This window comes from Dietzia sp. NPDC055343 (assembly GCF_053645265.1).
Window position 1 is genome coordinate 26810 of sequence record NZ_JBSHMJ010000027.1, and the last position, 21309, is coordinate 48118.

At 70.1% G+C, this 21309-nt stretch carries 16 protein-coding genes and 1 tRNA gene; 8 read left to right on the forward strand and 9 right to left on the reverse strand.

Annotated features, from left to right (window positions below; genetic code table 11):
- The 3 genes from ACWIE7_RS13315 to ACWIE7_RS13325 form a co-directional block, all read right to left on the reverse strand.
- Positions 1 to 267, reverse strand: a complete 267-nt coding sequence (locus tag ACWIE7_RS13315; RefSeq protein ID WP_394277812.1) for a helix-turn-helix domain-containing protein — start codon at positions 265 to 267, stop codon at positions 1 to 3.
- A gap of 272 nt (positions 268 to 539) precedes the next feature.
- Positions 540 to 1448 carry a MaoC family dehydratase gene (locus tag ACWIE7_RS13320; protein WP_454069455.1) on the reverse strand — a complete coding sequence of 303 codons (909 nt, stop codon included), beginning with the start codon at positions 1446 to 1448 and terminating at the stop codon, positions 540 to 542.
- A gap of 6 nt (positions 1449 to 1454) precedes the next feature.
- Entirely contained in the window at positions 1455 to 2804 is a 1350-nt protein-coding gene (locus ACWIE7_RS13325; RefSeq protein ID WP_454069456.1) for a 3-oxoacyl-ACP reductase, read from the reverse strand.
- A 125-nt stretch (positions 2805 to 2929) separates the two neighbouring features.
- Here ACWIE7_RS13325 and ACWIE7_RS13330 point away from each other — a divergent pair, with 125 nt between their 5' ends.
- Positions 2930 to 4243: an acetyl-CoA C-acetyltransferase gene (locus ACWIE7_RS13330; RefSeq protein WP_454069457.1), complete on the forward strand. Its 1314-nt coding sequence runs from the start codon at positions 2930 to 2932 to the stop codon at positions 4241 to 4243.
- A 247-nt stretch (positions 4244 to 4490) separates the two neighbouring features.
- A complete protein-coding gene (locus tag ACWIE7_RS13335) occupies positions 4491 to 6422 on the forward strand; it encodes a VanW family protein (protein ID WP_454069458.1) in 1932 nt (643 codons plus the stop codon).
- A 465-nt stretch (positions 6423 to 6887) separates the two neighbouring features.
- Here the strand turns inward: ACWIE7_RS13335 and ACWIE7_RS13340 are convergent, their stop codons facing one another.
- Positions 6888 to 8726 carry an acyl-CoA dehydrogenase gene (locus tag ACWIE7_RS13340; RefSeq protein WP_454069459.1) on the reverse strand — a complete coding sequence of 613 codons (1839 nt, stop codon included), beginning with the start codon at positions 8724 to 8726 and terminating at the stop codon, positions 6888 to 6890.
- Between the two features lie 236 nt (positions 8727 to 8962).
- Between ACWIE7_RS13340 and ACWIE7_RS13345 the strand changes: the two genes are divergently transcribed.
- A complete protein-coding gene (locus tag ACWIE7_RS13345) occupies positions 8963 to 10360 on the forward strand; it encodes a hypothetical protein (RefSeq protein ID WP_454069460.1) in 1398 nt (465 codons plus the stop codon).
- Between the two features lie 101 nt (positions 10361 to 10461).
- Here ACWIE7_RS13345 and ACWIE7_RS13350 read toward each other — a convergent pair whose 3' ends face one another.
- The 3 genes from ACWIE7_RS13350 to ACWIE7_RS13360 form a co-directional block, all read right to left on the reverse strand.
- Complete coding sequence (locus ACWIE7_RS13350; RefSeq protein ID WP_454069461.1) at positions 10462 to 11883, reverse strand: phytoene desaturase family protein; 1422 nt, start codon at positions 11881 to 11883, stop codon at positions 10462 to 10464.
- A gap of 139 nt (positions 11884 to 12022) precedes the next feature.
- A tRNA-Gly gene (locus tag ACWIE7_RS13355) sits at positions 12023 to 12096 on the reverse strand.
- Between the two features lie 73 nt (positions 12097 to 12169).
- The gene (locus tag ACWIE7_RS13360; RefSeq protein ID WP_452101039.1) at positions 12170 to 12463 is read right to left on the reverse strand and encodes a hypothetical protein; all 294 of its coding nucleotides are present in this window, start codon (positions 12461 to 12463) and stop codon (positions 12170 to 12172) included.
- A gap of 231 nt (positions 12464 to 12694) precedes the next feature.
- Here ACWIE7_RS13360 and ACWIE7_RS13365 point away from each other — a divergent pair, with 231 nt between their 5' ends.
- From ACWIE7_RS13365 to ACWIE7_RS13380, 4 genes are all read left to right on the forward strand, one after another.
- Positions 12695 to 13498 (forward strand): hypothetical protein, encoded by an 804-nt coding sequence (locus ACWIE7_RS13365; protein ID WP_454069462.1) that lies wholly within the window; start codon positions 12695 to 12697, stop codon positions 13496 to 13498.
- Between the two features lie 186 nt (positions 13499 to 13684).
- Positions 13685 to 14455, forward strand: a complete 771-nt coding sequence (locus ACWIE7_RS13370) for a hypothetical protein (protein ID WP_452101041.1) — start codon at positions 13685 to 13687, stop codon at positions 14453 to 14455.
- Positions 14436 to 14999, forward strand: a complete 564-nt coding sequence (gene dcd, locus ACWIE7_RS13375; protein ID WP_454069463.1) for a dCTP deaminase — start codon at positions 14436 to 14438, stop codon at positions 14997 to 14999. The genes ACWIE7_RS13370 and dcd overlap by 20 nt, the downstream gene beginning before the upstream one ends.
- A gap of 148 nt (positions 15000 to 15147) precedes the next feature.
- Positions 15148 to 16548: a UDP-glucose dehydrogenase family protein gene (locus ACWIE7_RS13380; RefSeq protein ID WP_454069464.1), complete on the forward strand. Its 1401-nt coding sequence runs from the start codon at positions 15148 to 15150 to the stop codon at positions 16546 to 16548.
- Positions 16549 to 16821: 273 nt separating this feature from the next.
- Here ACWIE7_RS13380 and ACWIE7_RS13385 read toward each other — a convergent pair whose 3' ends face one another.
- Together ACWIE7_RS13385 and ACWIE7_RS13390 are read right to left on the reverse strand one after the other, a co-directional pair.
- Positions 16822 to 18075 (reverse strand): pyridoxal phosphate-dependent aminotransferase, encoded by a 1254-nt coding sequence (locus ACWIE7_RS13385; RefSeq protein WP_454069465.1) that lies wholly within the window; start codon positions 18073 to 18075, stop codon positions 16822 to 16824.
- A gap of 89 nt (positions 18076 to 18164) precedes the next feature.
- Complete coding sequence (locus ACWIE7_RS13390; protein WP_454069466.1) at positions 18165 to 19256, reverse strand: GAF domain-containing protein; 1092 nt, start codon at positions 19254 to 19256, stop codon at positions 18165 to 18167.
- A gap of 68 nt (positions 19257 to 19324) precedes the next feature.
- Here ACWIE7_RS13390 and ACWIE7_RS13395 point away from each other — a divergent pair, with 68 nt between their 5' ends.
- A complete protein-coding gene (locus tag ACWIE7_RS13395) occupies positions 19325 to 21142 on the forward strand; it encodes a flavin-containing monooxygenase (RefSeq protein ID WP_454069467.1) in 1818 nt (605 codons plus the stop codon).
- The last annotated feature ends 167 nt before the right edge of the window (positions 21143 to 21309 follow it).

The following is a 21309-nucleotide window of genomic DNA, read 5'->3' on the forward strand; positions in this document are numbered from 1 at the left end:
TCATGCCGGTACGCCTGATAATCCGTCGGTGTCGTCGAGGTAGCCGACATCGCGCAAGGCCGCCTCGAGAACCCGGATATACGGAAGATGCAGTTCGGTAGCCATGCCGTCGAGGGTCGTTCGGGCTGGCAGGCCGCGCAGTCCGCGGGTGCGCCATAGGTGCAGATTCTGGCGGGTGATCCCGATTCGGCGGGCTAGCTCGGACTCGCCGACGCCGTAGGCGCGTTTGTGGGCGTCGATGAGCTCGACCAGGCGAGGGGTCTCCATGCTCTGAGTGTCCGCGTGCGCCACGGGTACCGTCAAGGGGTAGTTAACCGTTCCGGCAAGGGTAACTTTACAGAATATAAGTTACCGGCGTGGGTGTCCCGGCTGGTGGGGAAGGGTTTCTTGGCCTCGTCGTCGGGCCAGATCGTGGCGTGGTTGGCCGATGGCGCACCAGGGTGCAATGCCCGTTTGGCAACCGACAGAAACCCCGGCCACCTGCCGGATGAGCCAGCAGATGACCGGGGTTCAGTGTGGAAACCGCGAGTGGAGTGAGGCTAGAGCTCCTCGAGCGTCGCCGTGGCGTGCACGGTGCCCAGCTTGCGGGGATTGCGCGCGGTGATCGTCCAGGCCGGATCGCCTGCGGCCACCGCACGCCGGGCGTAGACGCCCAGCTTGGCCGGCAGGACCACGGGCTTGCCGAACTCGACCGAGTAGCGGGCCCGCTCCGGGATCTCGCCCTCGACCGATCCGAGCAGCGTCGCCGCCGTCCACATGCCGTGGGCGATCACGTTCGGGAAGCCGAACGCCTTGGCGCCCAGACCGGAGACGTGGATCGGGTTGCGGTCACCCGAGACGGACGCGTACTCCGCGATCTGCGCCTCGGTGACGGACTTGACCACCGTGGGATCGCCGATCTCCTCGGCGGTCGGCGGCTCGGGCCGCGGCGGACGCGGCGCGTCCTTGGCCGGGGTCAGAGACGTCCGGCGCTTGGACAGCATGCTGGAACGCTGGAGCCACGCGGGCTCGTCGTCGTCGCCCGTCCGGATCTCCGTGACCACGTCCACCAGCAGCCCCGACGGGTGCTCGCGCAGGTTCTCGGCGTGCGACCGGATGGACAGCTCGTCACCGACGCGCAGGGCGCGGCGGGAGGAGATCTCGTTGATCAGGTGCACCGAGCCCATGGCCGGGAACGGGAAACCCGGGTCCAGCATGAGCTGCATCGTCAGCGGGAACGACAGCGTGAACGGGTACGTCAGCGGTAGGGCGTCGCCCAGACGCAGGCCGCAGACGCGGGTGTACGCGGCCAGGTTGGCCACGTCGACCTTCACACCCGACACCTCGACGCCCTTGGCGGGTAGCGAGGTGGCGTCACGGCTTCCGCCCACGACGGGCACCGAGCCGAGCGCGGCCTTGCCGTACTGCGACAGCAGGTTGGGGATCCCGGGGAGCTTCCTGTACTCCATGTCAGATCACGCGCCCAGCAGCGACTGGCCGCACACGCGGATCACGTTGCCCGTGACCGCGGACGAGGCCGGGCTGGCGAAGTAGGCGATGGCCTCGGCCACGTCGACGGGGAGACCGCCCTGCTGCATCGAGTTCATGCGGCGGCCGGCCTCGCGCGTGGCGAACGGGATCGCGGCGGTCATCTGGGTCTCGATGAAGCCCGGGGCCACGGCGTTGACCGTGACCTTCTTGGACGCGAGCTCGGTGGACGCGCCGTCGACGAAGCCGATCACGCCGGCCTTGGAGGCGGCGTAGTTGGTCTGGCCGCGGTTACCGGCGATACCGGCCATCGAGGACACGCCCACCACGCGCGAGCCCTCGCCCAGCACGCCCTTCTCGGCGAGCTCGGCGGTGATGCGCTCGGGGGCGATCAGATTGACGGACATGACCGAGTCCCAGCGGGCGGCGTCCATGCCGGCCAGGGTCTTATCGCGGGTGATGCCGGCGTTGTGGACCAGGATGTCGACCGTGCCGTCGTGGCGGTCCTTGACGTGCTGGGCCAGCACCTCGGCGGCGTCGGCGGCCGTGACGTCCAGCGGCAGGGAGGTCCCGCCGACCTTGTTGGCGGTGGCCGCGAGCGACTCGCCGGCGGCCGGGATGTCGCAGCAGATCACGTGCGCGCCGTCGCGGGACAGGACGGCCGCGATCTCGGCGCCGATGCCCCGGGCCGCCCCGGTGACGACGGCGACCTTGCCCTCGAGCGGGCGGTCCCACGAGGCGGGGGCGCTCGCGGCGCCGGCACCCACGGTGAACACCTGGCCGTCGACGTAGGCCGACTTGCCGGACAGGATGAAGCGCAGGGTGGACTCCAGTCCCGAGGCGCCGGTGTCGGCATCAGCGGAGACGTACACGAGCTGAACGGTGGCGCCGCGCTTCATCTCCTTGCCGAGCGACCGGGTGAAACCCTCGAGGGCGCGCTGGGCGATGCGCTCGTCGACCGCGCCCGTCTCCTCGGGAGTGGTGCCCAGCACCACGATGCGGCCGCTCGGGGCGACGCGACGCACGACCGGGTTGAAGAACTCGAACAGGGCCTTGAGCTCCTCGGGGGAGCGGATGCCGGTGGCGTCGAAGACCAGGCCGGCGAACTTGCCCTCGGCGTCCGCGCCGGCGATCTCGTAGTCGCCCTGCAGCATCTCGCGCACGGGCTCGACGAGCCGACCCTCGCCGCCGATCAGGACCGGGCCGTGGAGCGCGGGCTGGCCCACCTCGTGTCGGCGGAGCTGCTCGGGCTGCGGGAGACCGACCTTGCCGGCGATGAACGACCCGGGGGCCGAGGTGACGAACTGGGAGTAGAGGTCGAGGTTGCCCTGTGCCATGGCGATCATCTCCTGGGGAGTTTCGGTAGTGCGGGGTCGACAAGTAACTTACTCCCGAGTAACAATACTCGTTGGGCCGCGCTTTGGGCCAACGGATACCGAGAAGAAAAACGGGAGTGACACACGTGACCACCAGCCCCCGCAAGGTCGCCATCGTCGGCGGCAACCGAGTCCCCTTCGCGCGCTCGAACGGCAAGTACGCGGACGCCTCCAACCAGGACATGCTCACTGCCGCGATCGACGGACTGGCCGCCCGCTACAACCTGCAGGGCGAGCGTCTCGGCGCCGTCGCCGCCGGTGCCGTGCTCAAGCACGCACGCGACTTCAACCTCACCCGTGAGTCGGTCATCGGCTCGGTGCTCGACTCCTCCACGCCGGCCTACGACGTGCAGCAGGCGTGTGGAACCGGCCTGGCCACCGCCATCCAGATCGGTGACCAGATCGCGATGGGTCGAATCGACTCCGGCATCGCCGGCGGCTCCGACACCACCTCGGATGCCCCGCTCGCCGTCAACGACGACCTGCGCAAGATCCTCATCAAGGTCTCGGCCGCCAAGACCAACCTCGACCGGATCAAGCTTCTCGGTGACATCCGCCCGCAGGCGATCGTCCCCGAGCAGCCGCAGAACGCCGAGCCGCGCACCGGCCTGTCGATGGGCGAGCACGCCGCCATCACCGCCCGCGAGCTCGGCGTCTCCCGCGAGGACCAGGACGCCCTGGCCGCGGAGAGCCACAAGAACCTCGCCGCCTCCTACGACTCTGGCTTCCAGGACGACCTGGTCACCCCGTACCTGGGCGTGCAGCGCGACGACAACCTGCGCCCCGACTCCTCGGCCGAGAAGCTGGCCAAGCTCAAGCCCGTCTTCGGCAAGCGTGACGCCGAGGCCCACGGCACCGAGGCCACCATGACGGCCGGCAACTCCACCCCGCTCACCGACGGTGCCTCCGCGGTACTGCTGGCCAGCGAGGAGTGGGCCAAGGAGAACAAGCTCCCGGTCCGTGCCTACCTGGTGGACTCCGAGACCGCCGCGGTCGACTTCATCCACGGTCACGACGGCCGCACCCCGGACGGCCTGCTCATGGCCCCGACCTACGCGGTGCCGCGCCTGCTCGAGCGCAACGGCCTGACCCTGCAGGACTTCGACTTCTACGAGATCCACGAGGCCTTCGCCTCGCAGGTCCTGGCCACGCTCGCGGCCTGGGAGTCCGAGGAGTACTGCACCGAGCGTCTCGGCCTGGACTCCGCACTGGGCTCGATCGACCGCAGCAAGCTCAACGTCAACGGCTCCTCGCTGGCGGCCGGCCACCCGTTCGCCGCGACCGGTGCGCGCATCCTGGCGGCCACCGCCAAGCTGCTCGAGGAGAAGGGGTCGGGCCGCGCGCTCATCTCCATCTGCGCCGCTGGTGGCCAGGGTGTCACCGCGATCGTCGAGCGCTAACGCCGAGGCGGATCCGACGCGGCCCGGTACGTCGGGCCCGTCTACCGTCCGATAAACGTATCCTCGATCCAACAGGTCATGGGCTGATCCCGTGAGTGAGTGCAGCCCCCGCGTTCGGCGCGGGGGCTGCACTCATCGGTACCGGTCCGCCATAGTGGACCCAGTGGTTCGGGTGGGGCATCCCACAGGGACCGGTTTCGGCGGCCCGCCGGACCGGTGCCGCCACCCGTGAGGAGCGTGAGAGCGCGTGGACGATTCCACCATCCACGACGGCGGCCCGGCCCGCCCCGTCGAGATCGAGGGTGCGGCCCCTCGTCCGGCTGCGTCCGATCGCCGCCGGTACCGGGTGCGGTCGCGCTGGATCTACACCGCCGTCGGGATCTTCATGGGACTTGCGGTGCTGTACGGGTTCGACCTGGTCAACAGCATCGGCCGCGTGCCGCGCGGAACCGAGGTCGCGGGGATCAACGTCGGTGGGATGCGCACCATGGACGCTGAACAGCGCCTGATCACGGAGTTGGGGCCGCGGGTCGACGAAGAGGTGGATCTGCGCGCCGGCGTGGTGTCGACGACACTCGACCCCCGGGCGGTCGGCTTGTCCGTCGACTGGCAGGGAACCCTCGACCGCGGGGGCGAACAGCCGCTCAACCCGTTCACCCGCCTGATCAGCCTCGTCTGGACGCGCGACGTAGGGATCGCGAGCGTCATCCCGGACGAGCGCCTCACCAATTTCCTCGAGCGCTTGGCGCTGCAGGCCGACTTCGAGCCCCGCGAGGGCGCCATCTGGTTCGACCAGGCGAAGGTCCGCTCGGCGATCCCGCTGGACGGGCAGCGCCTGGAGATCGAGAACTCGCGCGACGCGGTGCTGGAGAATTGGCTCAACGAGGACGGGGTGGACCTGCCGGTCGAGTTCACGCCGACCGAGACCGACGCCGACGAGGTGCGTGCGCTCATCCGCGAGGTGGCCGAGCCCGCCGCGTCCCGCGATGTGACGCTGTTGGCCTCGCGGCTGCGGCCCGACGGCGCCGAGCCGCCCACCGAGACCATCCCCACCCGGATGCCGGTACCGCCGCCCGCCCCGGGTCAGCCGCGCGCCAACCCGTCCGAGCGTGAGATCGAGATGGTGGTCCGCGACGACCCCGATGCCGTGCCGGTCGAGTTCCCGAGGGACCGGATCGGCGAGTACCTGTCCTTCGTCCGCGAGGGTGCCGTGCTCGAGCCACGCTTCGACGCCGATGCCGCCAAGGGGATCCTCGAGCCCCTGCTGGAGGAGACCGAGCAGGAGGGCCGAGACGCCACCTTCTCGTTCAGTGGCGACACGGCCACGGTCGTGCCCGCCGTCCAGGGGCGCACCATCGAGTGGGGTCCGCTCCTCGGGGCGCTGCCGGGTCAGCTCACCGATCTTGAGGGTCCGCGCGTCATGCCCGTCAGCTACGTCGGCCGCGACCCGGAGCTCAGCACCGAAGAGGCCGAGAAGGCCGGGATCCGCGCACCCGTCGGCGAGTTCACCGTCGCGGTGGGCGCGAACGGTCAGGCGCAGTCGATGATCGCGGAACTGGCAGGGCACTTCATTCCCGCCGGCGAGAGCTTCTCCCTGGAGGCGGTGGCCGGGCTGGTGTCCGGGGACGCCTCCGCGGACGCCGTGGCCACCGCCCTGTTCAATGCCGCACTGCAGGCCGGCGCCCAGGACATCCAGCGGACGCCCAGGGGCGTCGACAGTGACGCCTTCCCGGTCGGCCGCGACGCCACCGCCGCGGCGGACGTGGGATTCCGCAACGCGCAGGGCACCGCCCTGGTGATCGACGCCTCCGCGAGCGCGAGCTCGGTGACCGTCCGCCTCTGGGGCACGCCCGAGTACGACGTGCGGATCTCGACCTCCCCGCGCACGAACATCGAGCCCCCGCGGACCCGGGTCGTCACCACGGCCGGCTGTACGCCGTCCGCGGGCGAGGACGGTTTCACCGTCAGCATCACGCGGGTGGTGATGCGCGGGAACGACCGGGTCAGTTCGGACACCTTCTCCTCGACGTACCCGGCCCGCGACCGGATCGAGTGCCGGGGAGACGACGCACCCCCCGCACCCGGCGAGGACGCCCCTCCGCCGGGACCGCCGGCTCTCGAGATCCCGGGGCTGCCGCGCATCGAACTCCCCGGCATCCCCGGGCTCCCCGGCAACTGACCGCGCCCGGCCTCGTACGCCCACCCCCTTACGCCCCGCGCCCCTTACGCCCCGCTCCCGTACGCCTCGCCCCGTACGCCTCGCCCCGACCGAGCAACCCGCCGTTGCAGGACCCGAGCCCCGCGGTTGCAAGACATGCGTCGCGAGTTGCCTGACAACAGGTGCGATTTCTGGCATGGATTCCGCGCCATTCGTCGTGCAGCCGGGATGGGATGTCTTGCAACCAGTGGGCGGGGTTGGGGGTTGCCGGTGACGGGCCGCGCGCGGGGCGGGGGCTGGCGGCTCTGGGGCGCTGGCGGATGCGGACGGGGTGATCTGAGTGGGCGAGCTGAGTGGCGGCCGGCCAGACGACAGTGGGCCCCGCGCCGTGGTGGCGCGGGGCCCAGAGTCGGCTCAGGCGCGGGGCCCGTCCGGGACGTGCCCGCTCAGAGTTCTCGTGCGACTTCTGCGTGGGCGCAGTCTAGATCAGAATGCGGCCTCGTCCAGCTCCATGAGGTCGTTGCCGAGGTCGGCGACGATCCCGCGGGTGGCGGTCAGCAGCGGGAGCTCGTTCTTGGCGAACCAGCGGGCCGCCGCGATCTTGCCGTTGTAGAAGGCCTTGTCGTCGTCGTTGGCGCCCTCGAGGGCTCCGAGCGCGACCTCCGCGCCTTCCAGCAGACGCCAGCCCATGACCAGGTCGCCGAAGGCCATCAGCACGCGCACCGACGCGAGGCCAATGGTGTACAGGCGCTTCGGCTCCTCCTGCGAGCCCATCAGGTGCTCGAAGCAGGTGCCGAGCATGGCCTCGACATCGCCCAGGGCGGTGGCGAGGCGCTCGCGCTCGGCGGCGAGCGCGCCGTTCGAGTTGTCGTTCTCCAGGAACTTCTTGACCTGCGCCGACACGTGGCCGACGGCGGTGCCGCGGTCGCGGGCGATCTTGCGGAAGAAGAAGTCCTGCGCCTGGATCGCCGTGGTGCCCTCGTAGAGGGAGTCGATCTTTGCGTCACGGATGTACTGCTCGATGGGGTAGTCCTGCAGGAAGCCGGAGCCGCCGAAGGTCTGCAGCGACTCGGTGAGCAGCTCGTAGGCACGCTCGGAGCCGACACCCTTGACGATCGGCAGCAGCAGGTCGTTGACGCGGTGGGCCAGCTCGGCGTCGGCGCCGGAGACGCGCGCGGCGATGGTGTCGTCCTGGTGGGCGGCGGTGTACATGTACACGGCGCGCAGACCCTCGGCGAACGCCTTCTGGCGGATCAACGCGCGGCGGACGTCCGGGTGATGCGTGATGGTGACGCGCGGGGCGTTCTTGTCGGCCATCTCGGTCATGTCGCCGCCCTGGACGCGCTCCTTGGCGTACTCGAGGGCGTTGAGGTAGCCGGTCGACAGCGTGGAGATGGCCTTGGTGCCGACCATCATGCGGGCGTGCTCGATGACGTCGAACATCTGACGGATGCCCTGGTTGAGCTCGTCGCCGCCGATCATCCAGCCCTTGGCCGGGACGCCGTGGCCGCCGAAGGTCAGCTCACACGTAGTGGAGACCTTGAGGCCCATCTTGTGCTCGACGTTTGTGACGAAGACGCCGTTGCGCTCGCCCATCTCGCCGGCCTCGAAGTCGAAGTGGAACTTCGGCACGAAGAACAGGGACAGGCCCTTGGTGCCGGGACCGGCGCCCTCGGGGCGGGCCAGGACCAGGTGGAAGATGTTCTCGAACATGTCGTCCGAGTCCGCCGAGGTGATGAAGCGCTTGACGCCCTCGATGTGCCACGAGCCGTCGTCCTGCTTGACGGCCTTGGTGCGGCCCGCGCCCACGTCGGAGCCGGCATCAGGCTCGGTGAGGACCATGGTGGCGCCCCAGCCGCGCTCGACGCAGGTGGTGGCCCACTTCTTCTGCTCCTCGGTGCCGTTCTCGTACATCACGGCGGCGAAGGACGGGCCGGCCGAGTACATGTAGGCGGCCGGGTTCGCGCCGAGCATCATCTCGCCGGTGGCCCAGACCAGGCTGCGCGGGGACGGCATGCCGCCGAGGTCCTCCGGGAGGCCCATGAGCGTGTAGCCGGCGTCGTACCAGGCGGCGAAGGACTTCTTGAAGTCCTCCGGGATCGAGACCGAGTGGGTCTCCGGGTCGAAGACCGGCGGGTTGCGGTCGGCGGAGGCGAAGGACTCGGCGACGGGACCCTCGGTCAGCGTCTGAACCTCGCTGAGGATGCCCTTGGCGGTCTCCGTGTCCATGTCGCCGAACTCGCCGGCGTCCAGTGCCTCGTTGATTCGCAGGACCTCGAAGAGGTTGAACTCGAGATCCCGGACGTTGCTCTTGTAATGACCCATATCGGTCTTCTCCGTTCGGAGTGCGGTGTCATGGATTTGGTTATGCCGGTCGAAACGCTGCAGGTCGCGGCCGCATGCCGGAACCTACTCGCCGGTAACAAGATCGATGCTAATGGGTTGTCAGCAAACAGTCCAAGGTGAGGGATGGCTCTGTTTTTCCGTTGTCATTCTGCAGACCTCGGGCCGAGTCGTATGTGCTGGTCACGATGAGCGTGAGAGTGGGGCATCATCGGCATATGTCAGATATCCAGCCGAGGTTCCCCGGTCCGTCGTCGGTAGTCGGTGCCGCGACCCGCCTCGTCGCGTGGGAGATCCGCGTCGCGCGGTACATGTGGTCCATCCCCGCGCGCATCGCGCTCCTGCTGGAGGATGCCGAACTGATCGTGGCCAGGGTCAATTCGATCATCGCCAACATCGACCGTGCGGTGGCCGCGGTCGACCAGGTCATCCTCGCCGCGGCGAACTCGGTGGACGAGGTCGACGACACGGTGGCCCGCGTCGGCCGGACCGTCACCCGCGCCGAGCTCGCGGTCGGTGCGGCGGAGGGGATCGTCGCCCGCGTCGAGACCGCGATGAGCAGGGTCGAGCCGGTGGTCGACAGGGTCGAACCGATCGTCGGCCGGGTGGAGACGGTTGCCGGCCACGTGGAGGGGTTGGTGCTGCGGGTGGATTCGGCGGTGACCGACGCCGAGCAACTCGTGGAGCGCGTGGCGGCTGCGGTCGGCGACGCCGAGCAGCTCGTCGTGCGGGTGGATTCGGCGGTCGGTGCCGCGGAGGGGCTCGTCGTGCGAATCGGCTCGGCGGTCGACGACGCCGAGGGGTTGGTGCTGCGGGTGGATTCGGCGGTGACCGACGCCGAGCAACTCGTGGAGCGCGTGGCGGCTGCGGTCGGTGACGCCGAGGAGCTCGTCCTGCGGATCGATTCCGCGGTGGGCGCCGCCGAGCAGCTGGTGCTGCGTGTGGACTCGACAGTCGGCTCCGCCGAGGGACTGGTGCTGCGTGTGGACTCGACCGTGGGTGACGCCGCGCAGCTGGTGCGCCGGGTCGCGACCGCGGTCGGCGACGCCGAGGACCTCGTCCTGCGCGTCGACTCGACGGTGGATTCGGCGGACGGCCTCGTCGTGCGGGTCGACTCCACGGTGGGCGCCGCCGAGGGCGTCGTCCTCCGAGCTGACTCGACGGTGGGGGACGCCGAGCAACTCGTGGAGCGCGTGACACCCGTCCTCGAACTCGTGGAGACCACCGTCGCGGAGGTGCGCCCCGTCCTGGAGGAGCTGCTTCTCGAGGAGGGCGTCCTGTCGGATCAGGCCAAGCTCATCGCCACCCGGGTCACCGAACTGCTGGTGGTGGCCGACGACGTGGCCACCAAGCTCATGCCGGTCGTGGGGCGGGTCGCCGACACCGTGGACTCTGACGACTTCGAGGCCGTCCTCGACGTGATCGACAACCTGCCGGCGATCATCAAGGCGGTGGAGACGGACGTCCTGCCGGTGGTCAGGTCTCTCGACACCGTGGCGCCGGAGCTGTCCGAGATCCTCGTGGTGGCGAACAACTGCCTGGAGGCGCTGAACGGCATCCCGGGTTTCCAGCGCCTGCGCCGCCGCGGCGGGGAGGGCAACAACAGGCTGACCTAGTCGGTCGCGCGGTCGACCGGCCGAGCGTCCGTGTCGGAGTAATTCTCCGCGGGCCCCTGCGGCGTGGTGATCAGCATGACGTCATTGTGCTGCGCCCGCCGTCACCGCGATCTCAGATGCGCCAGGGCGGAGCGAGCGGCGTTCCACCCCGCCATCCCGTGGGCGCCGGCGCCGGGCGGGGCCGCCGCAGAGCAGATGTACACGCCCGGGATCCCCGCCGAGTAGGGGTTGAGGGCCACCCGGGGGCGGAAGACCAGCTGGAACGGCGTGTTGGCGCCGGTGACGATGTCGCCGCCGACGAAGTTGGGGTCATAATCCTCGATCTGCTGGGTCGACAGTGACCGGGTGGAGCGGATCCGGTCCCGGAAGCCCGGTGCGAACCGCTCGATCTGGTCGATGATCGTCCGGGTGGCATCACCGGTCCACCCGGCGGGGACGTGGGCGTAGGCGTCGACGGGATGGACGCCGTCCTTCGCGCGGTGCGGGTCGGCGACGGACTGCTGCCCCACCAGGATGAACGGACGCTCCGGCATCTCCCCGCGCACGACCCGCCGTTCAGCGTCGGCGATCTCGGGAAGCGTTCCGCCCACGTGGACCGTGCCCGCACGTCGCGAGGGCTCGTGGGCCCAGGGGATCCCGCCCTCCACGGCGAACGCCACCTGGAACGCGGCGGGGCCGTGCCGGAACCGTCGATAGGCGCGGCCGACCCGCGGGGGCAGGTCGTCGCCGAGGATGTCGGCGGCCGCGGAGGGGGAGGTGTTGAGCAGGAGCAGGTCGGGGCGGCCCAGCTCGCGGTGGTCCCGAACGGAGACGCCGGTCTCGATCCGGCCTCCGAACTCGGCGAGGCGGGTGGCCATCGCGGTAGTGATGGTGGACGAGCCGCCGGCCGCCACCGGCCAGCCGTACCGGTGCGCGGCGGTGCCGAGGGCGACGCCGATCGCCGACGACATCACCGAGCCCAGGGGGCGGAACGAGTGCGCGGCCACGCCGGCGAACAGCGCCCGCGCCTCCTCGGACTCCCAGCGGCGGGCCAGGAGTGCGGCGGGCAGTGCCGCGTACAGCCCGAACCTCGCCAGCGGGACCGGGTGGCCGGGCACGTGGACCAGCGGCTGCAGGAACTCGTCGACGATCTGGGGAAACCGCCGGGTCAACGGTCCGAACATCCGGCGGTAGGACTCGTTGTCGTCGTCGCCCAGTTCCCCGGCGGTGCGGTCCACCGATCGCCACACCGACGCGCCACGTCCACCGTCCAACGGGTGGGAGTACTGGACCTCCGGCAGCGACCAGCGCAGGCCGTAGTCCTCGAGGCCGAACTGGCGGCTGAAGCCGGTGTCGACAGCCAGTGGGTGGAACCCCGAGCAGTGGTCGTGCAGCAGGCCCGGCAGCGTCAGCTCGCCGGACCTGGTGCCGCCGCCGATGGAATCGGATGCTTCCAGGACGGTTACATCGACTCCACCGGCGGCCAGTGTCAACGCGGCTGCCAGACCGTTGGGCCCGCTTCCGACGATGATTGCTGAGGGCATGGGATCAGTTCTATCCCACCGTGGACTCGTCGCGACGGGTCACGGCGGACCTGTCGGCGAGCGGCCCCTCGCCGCGTCTGCGGGGATGGCTCCGCAAAATGAGGAATGTCCCGGACCAACGAGGATCCGGGACACTACTTGGAGCCGATGACGGGAATCGAACCCGCGCTGTCTGCTTGGGAAGCAGAAGTTCTACCATTGAACTACATCGGCACTGCCCGCTCGGGCTGGTTCAGGTTAGCACGCCCCCGCCGCGCATTACCGCCGCGGGTCGGTCGCGCTGCTCCTACTTCTCGTCGGTCGCGGGCTTCTCGGCGGACTTCCGCTTCGCGGCGGCGGCCTTGCGGCGCGCGCTCGACGTCATGGGCCGCCTGGGCTGGTCGAGCGAGGCGCGGGGCACGAAGCCGAACCCGATGCCCCCGATCACGGCCACCGCGATCGCCCCGATGATCCACGGGGTGAGCGACATGTAGCTGGTGATCCCCATCAGCACGATGAGTACGGCCAGTCCGACGCAGACCCACGACCACACGGTCCAGCGCCAGACGTACTTGGAGGGCTCTTCCCTGAACTCGTCCATGCGCCCCATTTCACCACGTCAGCCGGGGTCGGCGCACATCCGGTCGCTGCAGCCGGGGCCCCTGGGGTCCCCCGTGCGCCCGGCGGAGGACGTTGATGTGTCCAGTTTCACGCACCCGTTTGTTACTGGCGGGTAGCATTTCGGCCGACGAGAGCGCTTAATGAGGAGGGCGGTCCGTTTCAGGGGTCGGAGTATCGACCGGCGGATGCCACCCTGCCCTGGAGGTGCGTGATGAACGACGTGACGCAGCAGCCCATCGCCGAGCGTGTCCGCACGGTGCTCGCCCGCGGCGCGGTCGGAACGATCGAGGCCGGGATCCTGCGCCGTCCACTGCGCTCGGCACGTGTGCGTGACGACGGCGTCGTGGTCCTCGTCGTCGACGTCAACGGCATGTCCCGCGCCGTCGGGGACGAGGCCCGCGTGGCCGCCGTGGGCGCCTCCGCGACCGTCGAGATCGTGGACTCCGTCTGTGCCGGGCGCTGCCGTGGTGCCGCCCCGCGACCGTCGTTCGCGCTGGACGGCCGGCAGGTGGCACGTCCCGAGGGGTGCGACGACGACTGCGCCGTCATCCGTGGGGTCGTCACGATGTCGGGGATCGTCACCGCGTCGTCCGATGCGCGTCGCCGCCGTCTTGTGGCTGCGGACGGTGGCTCGATGAGCCCGGCCGGGGGCCTGGGTTCTATGCGCCTGAGCGAGCTGCAGCCGCTGGAGATCACGTACCTCGGCAGTGACGGCGTGGACATCGTCTCCCGCGCCGAGCTCGCCGCGGCGCCCGTCGACCCGATCGGCGTGGACGAGCAGGCCTGGCTCCGCCGGATCGGGGCGGACGCCGGATGGGCGGCGCGTCTGGCGCTTCGTGCCGGACGGCAGATCGCCGGCACGAACCCGCGGATCGTCGGCGTCGACGGCCGCGGCCTGGACCTCGACGTGGCCTCGGTCGGCGGCGGATTCCGCGAGGTCGTGCGAGTGCCGTTCTCGCAGGTCTGCCTCGATTCCGAGACGCTGCGCGCCGAGCTCGAACTCCTCGATTCCTGACCCTGTCGGACCGGTCCGCGCGGATAATTTTCTGCTGAGTTTCCGCCAAGTCCTTGCGTTGTAGGTGAGCCTTACCTAAGTTAATCGGCGCGGGTAGTCACGTCCCCGCCCCCGAACCGTTCCGGCGCCAATCCCTGAGGCGCCGGAACGGGCCGGGTACCGATTCCACGAGAGGGGTTCGACTCCATGCGATCACTGGTGGGGCCCGTCCCCGAACCCGCCGAGCGCGTCGGTTCCGCACTCCGCCGCTGCGGCCGGGCAACGCTGACCATCGGGTCCGGCACCCCGGCCGCCACCGTGACGCTGGCGCATCACGCCCCCGGGACGGCCGACCTCTGGCTCGTCATCCCGATGGCCGACTCCGCCGCGATCACCGCCGGGGGGCTGCGCGCCCGGCTCGAAGTCCTGGACGTGATCCTCGGAGGGGTCGCGGACGGGCGGTGTCGTCGTGTCGTCGTCGTCGAAGGCCGGGTCGAACTGCCCGGCGGCCACGCGCAGCGCCACGTCGCCACCCACATCGCCGTGGACCTCCCCGACCCCTCACTGCTGGGCGTCGGCGGCGACCTCGCGCTGGTGCGGCTCCGCGCCGACCGGATCGTCCTCACCGACCACGACGGCGTCACCGACATCGAGCCCGACGACCTCGCCACGTCCGGCCCCGACCCGTTCGCCGACCTCGAGGGGCACTGGCTCGACCACCTCAACGATCCGCGCTGCCGGATCGTCCCGCGGATCGCCATGCGCGTGTGTCGCTGCCTGCCCGCGCAGCGACCGCTGCTCGTCGGAATCGACCGCGCCGGCGTGGACCTCGAGTTCACCGACCGCGACGACAACACCCACCGGCAGCGGCTGCCGTTCGCCGAGGCGTGCACCGAGGTGGCCGAGTTGGGGACCCAGATCAGGTTGCTCGCCGGCGGGTCGCGGTACCCTCTGGATCGTGCTGCTCTCCGACCGTGACCTTCGTGCCGAGCTCGCCGACGGGCGGGTCGCGCTCGACCCGTTCGACCCGTCGCTGATCCAGCCCTCGAGCATCGACGTCCGGCTCGACCACCGGTTCCGCGTGTTCAACAACTCGCGCTACACCCACATCGACCCGGCGCAGCAGCAGGACGAGTTGACCGAACTGGTCGAGGTGTCAGACGGCGATCCCTTCGTCCTGCATCCCGGCGAGTTCGTCCTGGGTGCCACGCTCGAGCGGCTCGAACTGCCCGACGACCTGGCCGGACGTCTCGAAGGCAAGTCCTCGCTCGGGCGGCTCGGCCTGCTCACCCACTCCACGGCCGGGTTCATTGACCCCGGTTTCGGCGGGCACATCACGCTCGAGCTGTCGAACGTGGCCAACCTGCCCATCACCCTGTGGCCCGGGATGAAGATCGGCCAACTGTGCCTGTTCCGGCTGTCCAGCCCCGCCGAGAACCCGTACGGCAGTTCGGCGATGGGCTCCAAGTACCAGGGCCAGCGCGGGCCGACGGCGTCGAAGGCGTACCTCAACTTCCGGTGACCGCGCGCCGGGGCCGGCCCGGCGGTCCGCGCGCACGTCGGCAGGCCGGGTAGGGGGTCGGTCGGGGCCGCCGAGAGTTCATCGGGCGTCGCCCGATGCGTCATCCTGAGTCCTCCGACCGGTTGACCGGGGTCGATAGCATGACGACATGCGTATGACCGTCTTCGGAACCGGATACCTCGGCGCCACCCACGCCGCCTGCATGGCCGAACTCGGTCACGAGGTGCTCGGGGTCGACGTGGACGCGGTCAAGGTCGATCGGCTGTGTCGGGGCGAGGTCCCGTTCTTCGAGCCGGGCCTGCCCGAGATCCTGTCCAGGCACGTCGAGTCGGGCCGGCTGCGTTTCACCACCGACTACGCGGAGGCCGCGGAGTTCGCGGACCTGCACTTCATCGGTGTGGGCACGCCCCAGCGCAAGGGCGACTTCGCGGCCGACATCTCGCACGTGGAGGACGTGGTGGCGCGGCTGGCGCCGCTGGTGAGCCGGGACGCGGTGGTCGCGGGGAAGTCGACGGTGCCTGTCGGGACGGCGGCGCGGCTGCAGGAGATCGCCGACCGTTCCGCGGCTGACGGCGTGCGGGTCGACGTGGTGTGGAATCCGGAGTTCCTGCGCGAAGGGTTCGCCGTCGAGGACACCCTGCGGCCGGGCCGCATCGTGGTGGGCCTGTCCGATCCGGAGTGCACGGCCAAGGCGCTGATCGACGAGGCGTACGCGCCGATCATGGAATCCGATCCGTGCCCGGTGATCGTCACGGACCTGGCCACCTCCGAGATGGTCAAGGTGAGCGCCAATGCGTTCCTGGCCACCAAGATCAGCTTCATCAACGCCGTGTCGGAGGTGTGCGAGGCCGCCGGCGCCGACGTGACCGTGCTGGCGGACGCGATCGGGATGGACCCGCGCATCGGGCGCAAGTTCCTCGGCGCCGGCCTGGGCTTCGGCGGCGGTTGCCTGCCCAAGGACATCCGGGCGTTCATGGCCCGCGCCGGTGAACTGGGCGCGGCGCAGGCGTTGACGTTCCTGCGTGAGGTCGACACGATCAACATGCGGCGACGCGACAAGATGGTCGACCTCGCGGCCGAGGTGTGCGGCGGGACGGTGATCGGCAAGACCGTGGCGGTGCTGGGCGCGGCGTTCAAGCCGAACTCCGACGACGTGCGGGACTCGCCGGCGCTCAACGTGGCCGGCATGCTCTCGCTCAAGGGCGCGCGGGCCGTGGTGTACGACCCGCAGGCGCTGGACAACGCCCGGGCCCTGTTCCCCACACTCGCCTACGCCGACTCGGCGCTGGAGGCGTGCGAGGGCGCCGACGTGGTGTTGGTCGCGACCGAGTGGGGCGAGTTCGTGGAGCTGGACCCGGCCGAGGTCGCGCGGGTCGCGCGCGGCCGGGTCCTGCTGGACGGCCGCAACTGCATGCCGGGCGAGCGGTGGCGGGAGGCGGGCTGGACCTACCGGGCTCTGGGCCGGGGCGTGTCCGCGCCCGCCGACGCCCGGGCAGTCGCAGGAGCGCAGGCTGCCGTTGCCGGAAGCGCGGCCCTCGCTCGGGTCTGACCACCTCTGCGTATGCCCGGTCGCGTGGCCCGGTCGCGTCTGCCCAGACCTGTGCCACCCCAGCCGCGTTGCCGCGGTTTGGTGGCGCCACTGCGACGTTTCGGGCTGTTCCTCGCAGTGGTGCAATCAAGCTTCACCGTAGTGTCGACCAATCGCGGGGCAAGGGCGGGCAGGGCGGTCCGTCACCCCGTCGAGAAGAGGGTTCCGCACGCGTTTGCCGATAAGCGGGTGTGCGTAACGCTCTTCTCAATGAGGGTTACAGGCGATATGGGGCTACTGCCGGTACGAGCTGAGGAAGTTGCCGATCCGCTCGATCGCCACGCCCAGGTCGCGGCCCGGCGGCAGGGTCACGATCCGGAAGTGATCCGGGTCCGGCCAGTTGAAGCCTGTGCCCTGCGTGATGAGGATGCGCTCGCGCTCCAGCAGGTCCAGGGCGAACTGGCGGTCGTCGTGGATCTCGTGGACGTTCGGATCCAGCCTCGGGAACACGTACAACGCGCCCATCGGCCGCACACAGCTCACGCCGGGGATGGAGTTGAGCTTCTCCCACGCGATGCCACGCTGCTCGTGCAGGCGCCCGCCCGGCTCGATGAGCTCGTCGATCGACTGGTACCCGCCCAGGGCCACCTGGATGGCGTGCTGCGCCGGCACGTTGGGACACAGGCGGGTCGAGGCCAGCAACTCCAGCCCCTCGAGGAACCCGGCGGCGTGTGCCTTGGGGCCGGTGATCGCCATCCAACCCGCTCGGTAGCCGGCCACACGGTAGGTCTTGGACAGGCCGTTGAAGGTCAGCACCAGCAGGTCGTGGGCCAGCGTGGCGATGGACGTGTGCTGGGCCTCGTCGTAGACGATCCGGTCGTAGATCTCGTCCGCCAGGATCAGAAGGCTGTGTTCGCGGGCCAGGTCGACGATCCCCTGCAGGACCTCTCGCGAGTACACTGCGCCCGTCGGGTTGTTGGGGTTGATCACCACGATCGCCTTGGTGCGCGGGGTGATCTTGGCGGCGATGTCCTCCAGCGACGGGTTCCAGTCGTCGGACTCGTCGCAGAGGTAGTGGACCGGCTTGCCGCCGGACAGCGAGGTCATGGCCGTCCACAGCGGGTAGTCCGGGGCCGGGATGAGGACCTCGTCCCCGTCGTCGAGCAGCGCCTGCATGGTCATGGTGATCAACTCGGACACGCCGTTGCCGAGGAAGATGTCGTTCACGCTCAGGCGCGGGAAGTCGGGCACCAGCTCGTAGCGCGTGAAGATCGCGCGCCGGGCCGACAGGATGCCCTTGGACTCCGAGTACCCCTGCGCGTGGGGGAGCGCGGCGATCATGTCGCGCATGATCACGTCCGGCGCCTCGAACCCGAAGGGCGCGGGGTTGCCGATGTTGAGCTTGAGGATCCGGTGGCCCTCGGCCTCCAGCTGGTTCGCCCGCGCCAGCACCGGCCCGCGGATCTCGTAGAGGACGTCCTTGAGCTTGGAGGACTGGTCGAGCGGGCGCGGCTGGTGGTGCGTGCGTCCCGGGTTCTCAGGCGTCATACCTGCCGATTGTGCCACTTCGGCGCGGGTGCCCGGCATCACGTGCCCAGGCGGCGGCAGGGCCGGGCCTCCGGGCCGGATCGACGCGGTCAGATCCCGTATCGGAGGTCGACGATCGCCGGGATCTCCGAGTCCGGGAGAAGCTCGTCGGGATGCTCGACGCGCAGAAAGTCCACACACTCGCGCTCGAGCGAACACAGCGAGTACGGCTGGGACTCGATCGACAGCCCGGTGGCCCGGCGGAGACGACGCACCTCACCGCGCACCGTCGTGGTGGCGGCCGGATCCTCGTAGAGAGCCTCCGACAGCGCCCGCGCCGACCACGCCTCACGGGAGGCCAGCAGCGCCACGAGTTCGGCCCGCCGGGGCGTGAGCGGGATCGAGGTCCCGTCCGCCCGGATCACGGCTGGTTTCCACCCGAGCAGTCGGATCGCGGTGACAGGGTTGGAATGGTCGGCCGGGACGTGGCCGGGTGCGTGGGCGGCGGCGTTGTCGTCGTCGTGCCCGGGGCCGGCGGCCGCGCCGGGGAATGACGGGAGCGCGGCGAGCAGGGACTCGGCGAGTCGAGCGCCGCAGCGCACCAGCGCGGCGGTCTCCACCGACGAAAACCGCAGCGGGTGGGACACGTCGAGGACCCCGATGACCCGCCCCCGCGGATCCCTGATCGGACTCGCAGTGCACGTCCAGCCGTGGTGGGCGCGGACGAAATGCTCGCCCGCGGTGGCGTGGGTGAGGGCCCCGGTTTCGAGAGCCAGCGAGATGCCGTTGGCGCCGATGCCCTTCTCGGACCAGTCCGCGCCCTCCGCGAACGCGATCGAGTCCGCGCGACGCAACGCCTGCGCGCTGCCCGCGCGCCACAGCACGCGGCCCCGGGTGTCGGAGACGACGACGAGGTGGCGCCCGGCGGCCGAGGTGTCCGCCACCGATGCCACGACCTCCGCCGCGACCCGGTGCAGCGGCGTCATCTCGCGTGCGGTCGCGAGCTCGTCCCGCGACAGGACGCTGCGCGGGACCTGCTGGTCAGGGGAGATTCCCGCGTCCCCACTGCGTTGCCAGGCGCGCAGCACACGGGAGTCCAGATCGGGCGTCTGACCGCCGGCCAGCGCTATCTCGTGGGCCTCGATCGTGCGGGCCGCGAAGGCGCCGGGGTCGGAGAACCGCAGCGCCGATTGCAACGACATTGCCACCCCCTGGGGAAGACAGTGTGATCTACGTCATTAAAACGCTACAGCAGAGCGAAGGAGTGGGTATGACCCAGACGACCGAAGCGCCGGCACAGGCCGACAACGCCGACCGCGCCGTGGAGACGTGGCTGGCGGAGTTCGGCGAGGCGTTGAGTGCGGGTGACACGGGCCGGGCGGCCGGGATGTTCGAGACCGAGGGGTGCTGGCGCGACTTCGTGTCCTTCACCTGGAACCTCCGGACCCTCGAGGGGCGTGAGGAGATCAGGGAGATGCTCGACTGCCAGCTCGCCGCGGTCGCCCCCACCGGCTGGGAGCTCGCGGAGCCGGCCGCCGAGTCGGGCGGCGTGATCGAGGCGTGGATCAATTTCGAGACCGCGGCGGGTCGCGGCTGGGGCCACCTGCGACTGCGCGACGGACGGGCCTGGACCCTGCTCACCACGCTGCAGGAGCTCAAGGGGCACGAGGAGAAGAGGGGCCGCGACCGCGACAAGGGCGTCGAACACGTCATCCGCCGCGGACGCCGGACCTGGCTCGAGCAGCAGACCGAGCGGCGGGAATCGCTCGGCTACACCGAGCAGCCCTACGCGGTGATCATCGGCGGCGGTCAGGGCGGGATCGGCCTCGCGGCCCGGCTCAAGCGGCTCGGCGTGCCCACGATCGTGATCGAGAAGAACGAGCGCGCCGGCGACTCGTGGCGCAAGCGCTACAAGTCGCTGCACCTGCACGACCCGGTCTGGTACGACCACCTGCCCTACATCCCGTTCCCGGACGACTGGCCCGTGTTCCCCGCCAAGGACAAGGTGGGGGACTGGCTCGAGCACTACACCGCGATCATGGACCTCGACTACTGGTCCGGGACGCAGTGCCTGGGCGCAGAGTTCGACGAGACGACAGCGACGTGGCGTGTCCGGGTCGACCGGCGGGGCGAGGAGATCGAGCTCAGGCCGACCCAGCTGATCTTCGCGCTCGGGGTGTCCGGCTACCCCAACATCCCGCACTTCGACGGCGCCGAGGACTTCACCGGCGACCAGTGGCACTCGTCCGAGTTCACCGGCGAGGGCGACGTCGAGGGCAAGCGCGCCATCGTGATCGGTTCCAACAACTCGGCCCATGACATCTGCGCCGCCCTCTGGGATCACGGTGCGGACGTGACGATGATCCAGCGCTCGTCCACCCACATCTCCCGGAGCGAATCGCTGATGTCGCTCGCGCTCGGTCCCCTCTACTCGGAGGAGGCGCTCGACGCCGGCGTGACCACCGAGAAGGCGGACATGCTGTTCGCCTCCTGGCCGTACCGGCTGCTGCCGGACGCGCAGATCCCCGTCTACGACCAGATGGCGGAGAAGGACGCGGAGTTCTACGACAAGCTCCGGGACGTCGGGTTCGACCTGGACTTCGGAGAAGACGGGTCGGGCCTGTTCCTGAAGTACCTCCGGCGTGGCTCGGGGTACTACATCGACGTCGGTGCCAGTCAGCTCCTGATCGACGGCGAGGTGGCCCTCGAGCGCGGACAGGTGACCCGGATCCTGCCCGACGGCGTCGAGCTCGACGGCGAGCGCGTGCTTCCCGCCGACCTGATCGTCTACGCCACCGGGTACGGCTCGATGAACCAGTGGCTCGTGGACCTGGTGTCCCAGGAGGTCGCGGATCAGGTCGGGAAGGTGTGGGGCTACGGCTCCGACACCACGCGCGATCCGGGCCCGTGGGAGGGGGAGCTGCGCAACATGTGGAAGCCGACCAACGTGGAGCAGCTGTGGATCCACGGAGGGAACCTGCACCAGTCGCGCCACTACTCCAAGTACCTCGCGCTGCAGCTCAAGGCGCGGATGGAGGGGATTCCGACGCCGGTGTACCGGGTGCAGGAAGCGCACCACACCTGCTGACCGGTCCTCGCCGCCTGCTGGCCGGCCCGGTCGCTCTGCCCCCGCCGATCGGTCGCGATCCTGCAGGCATCGGCCGGGTGGCCGCCTGCAGGATCGCGACGGGATTTCACGTTTCGCGACCGGCTTGCCCCGGAAACGACCGCGGCCCGTGATCAGAACTTCTGATC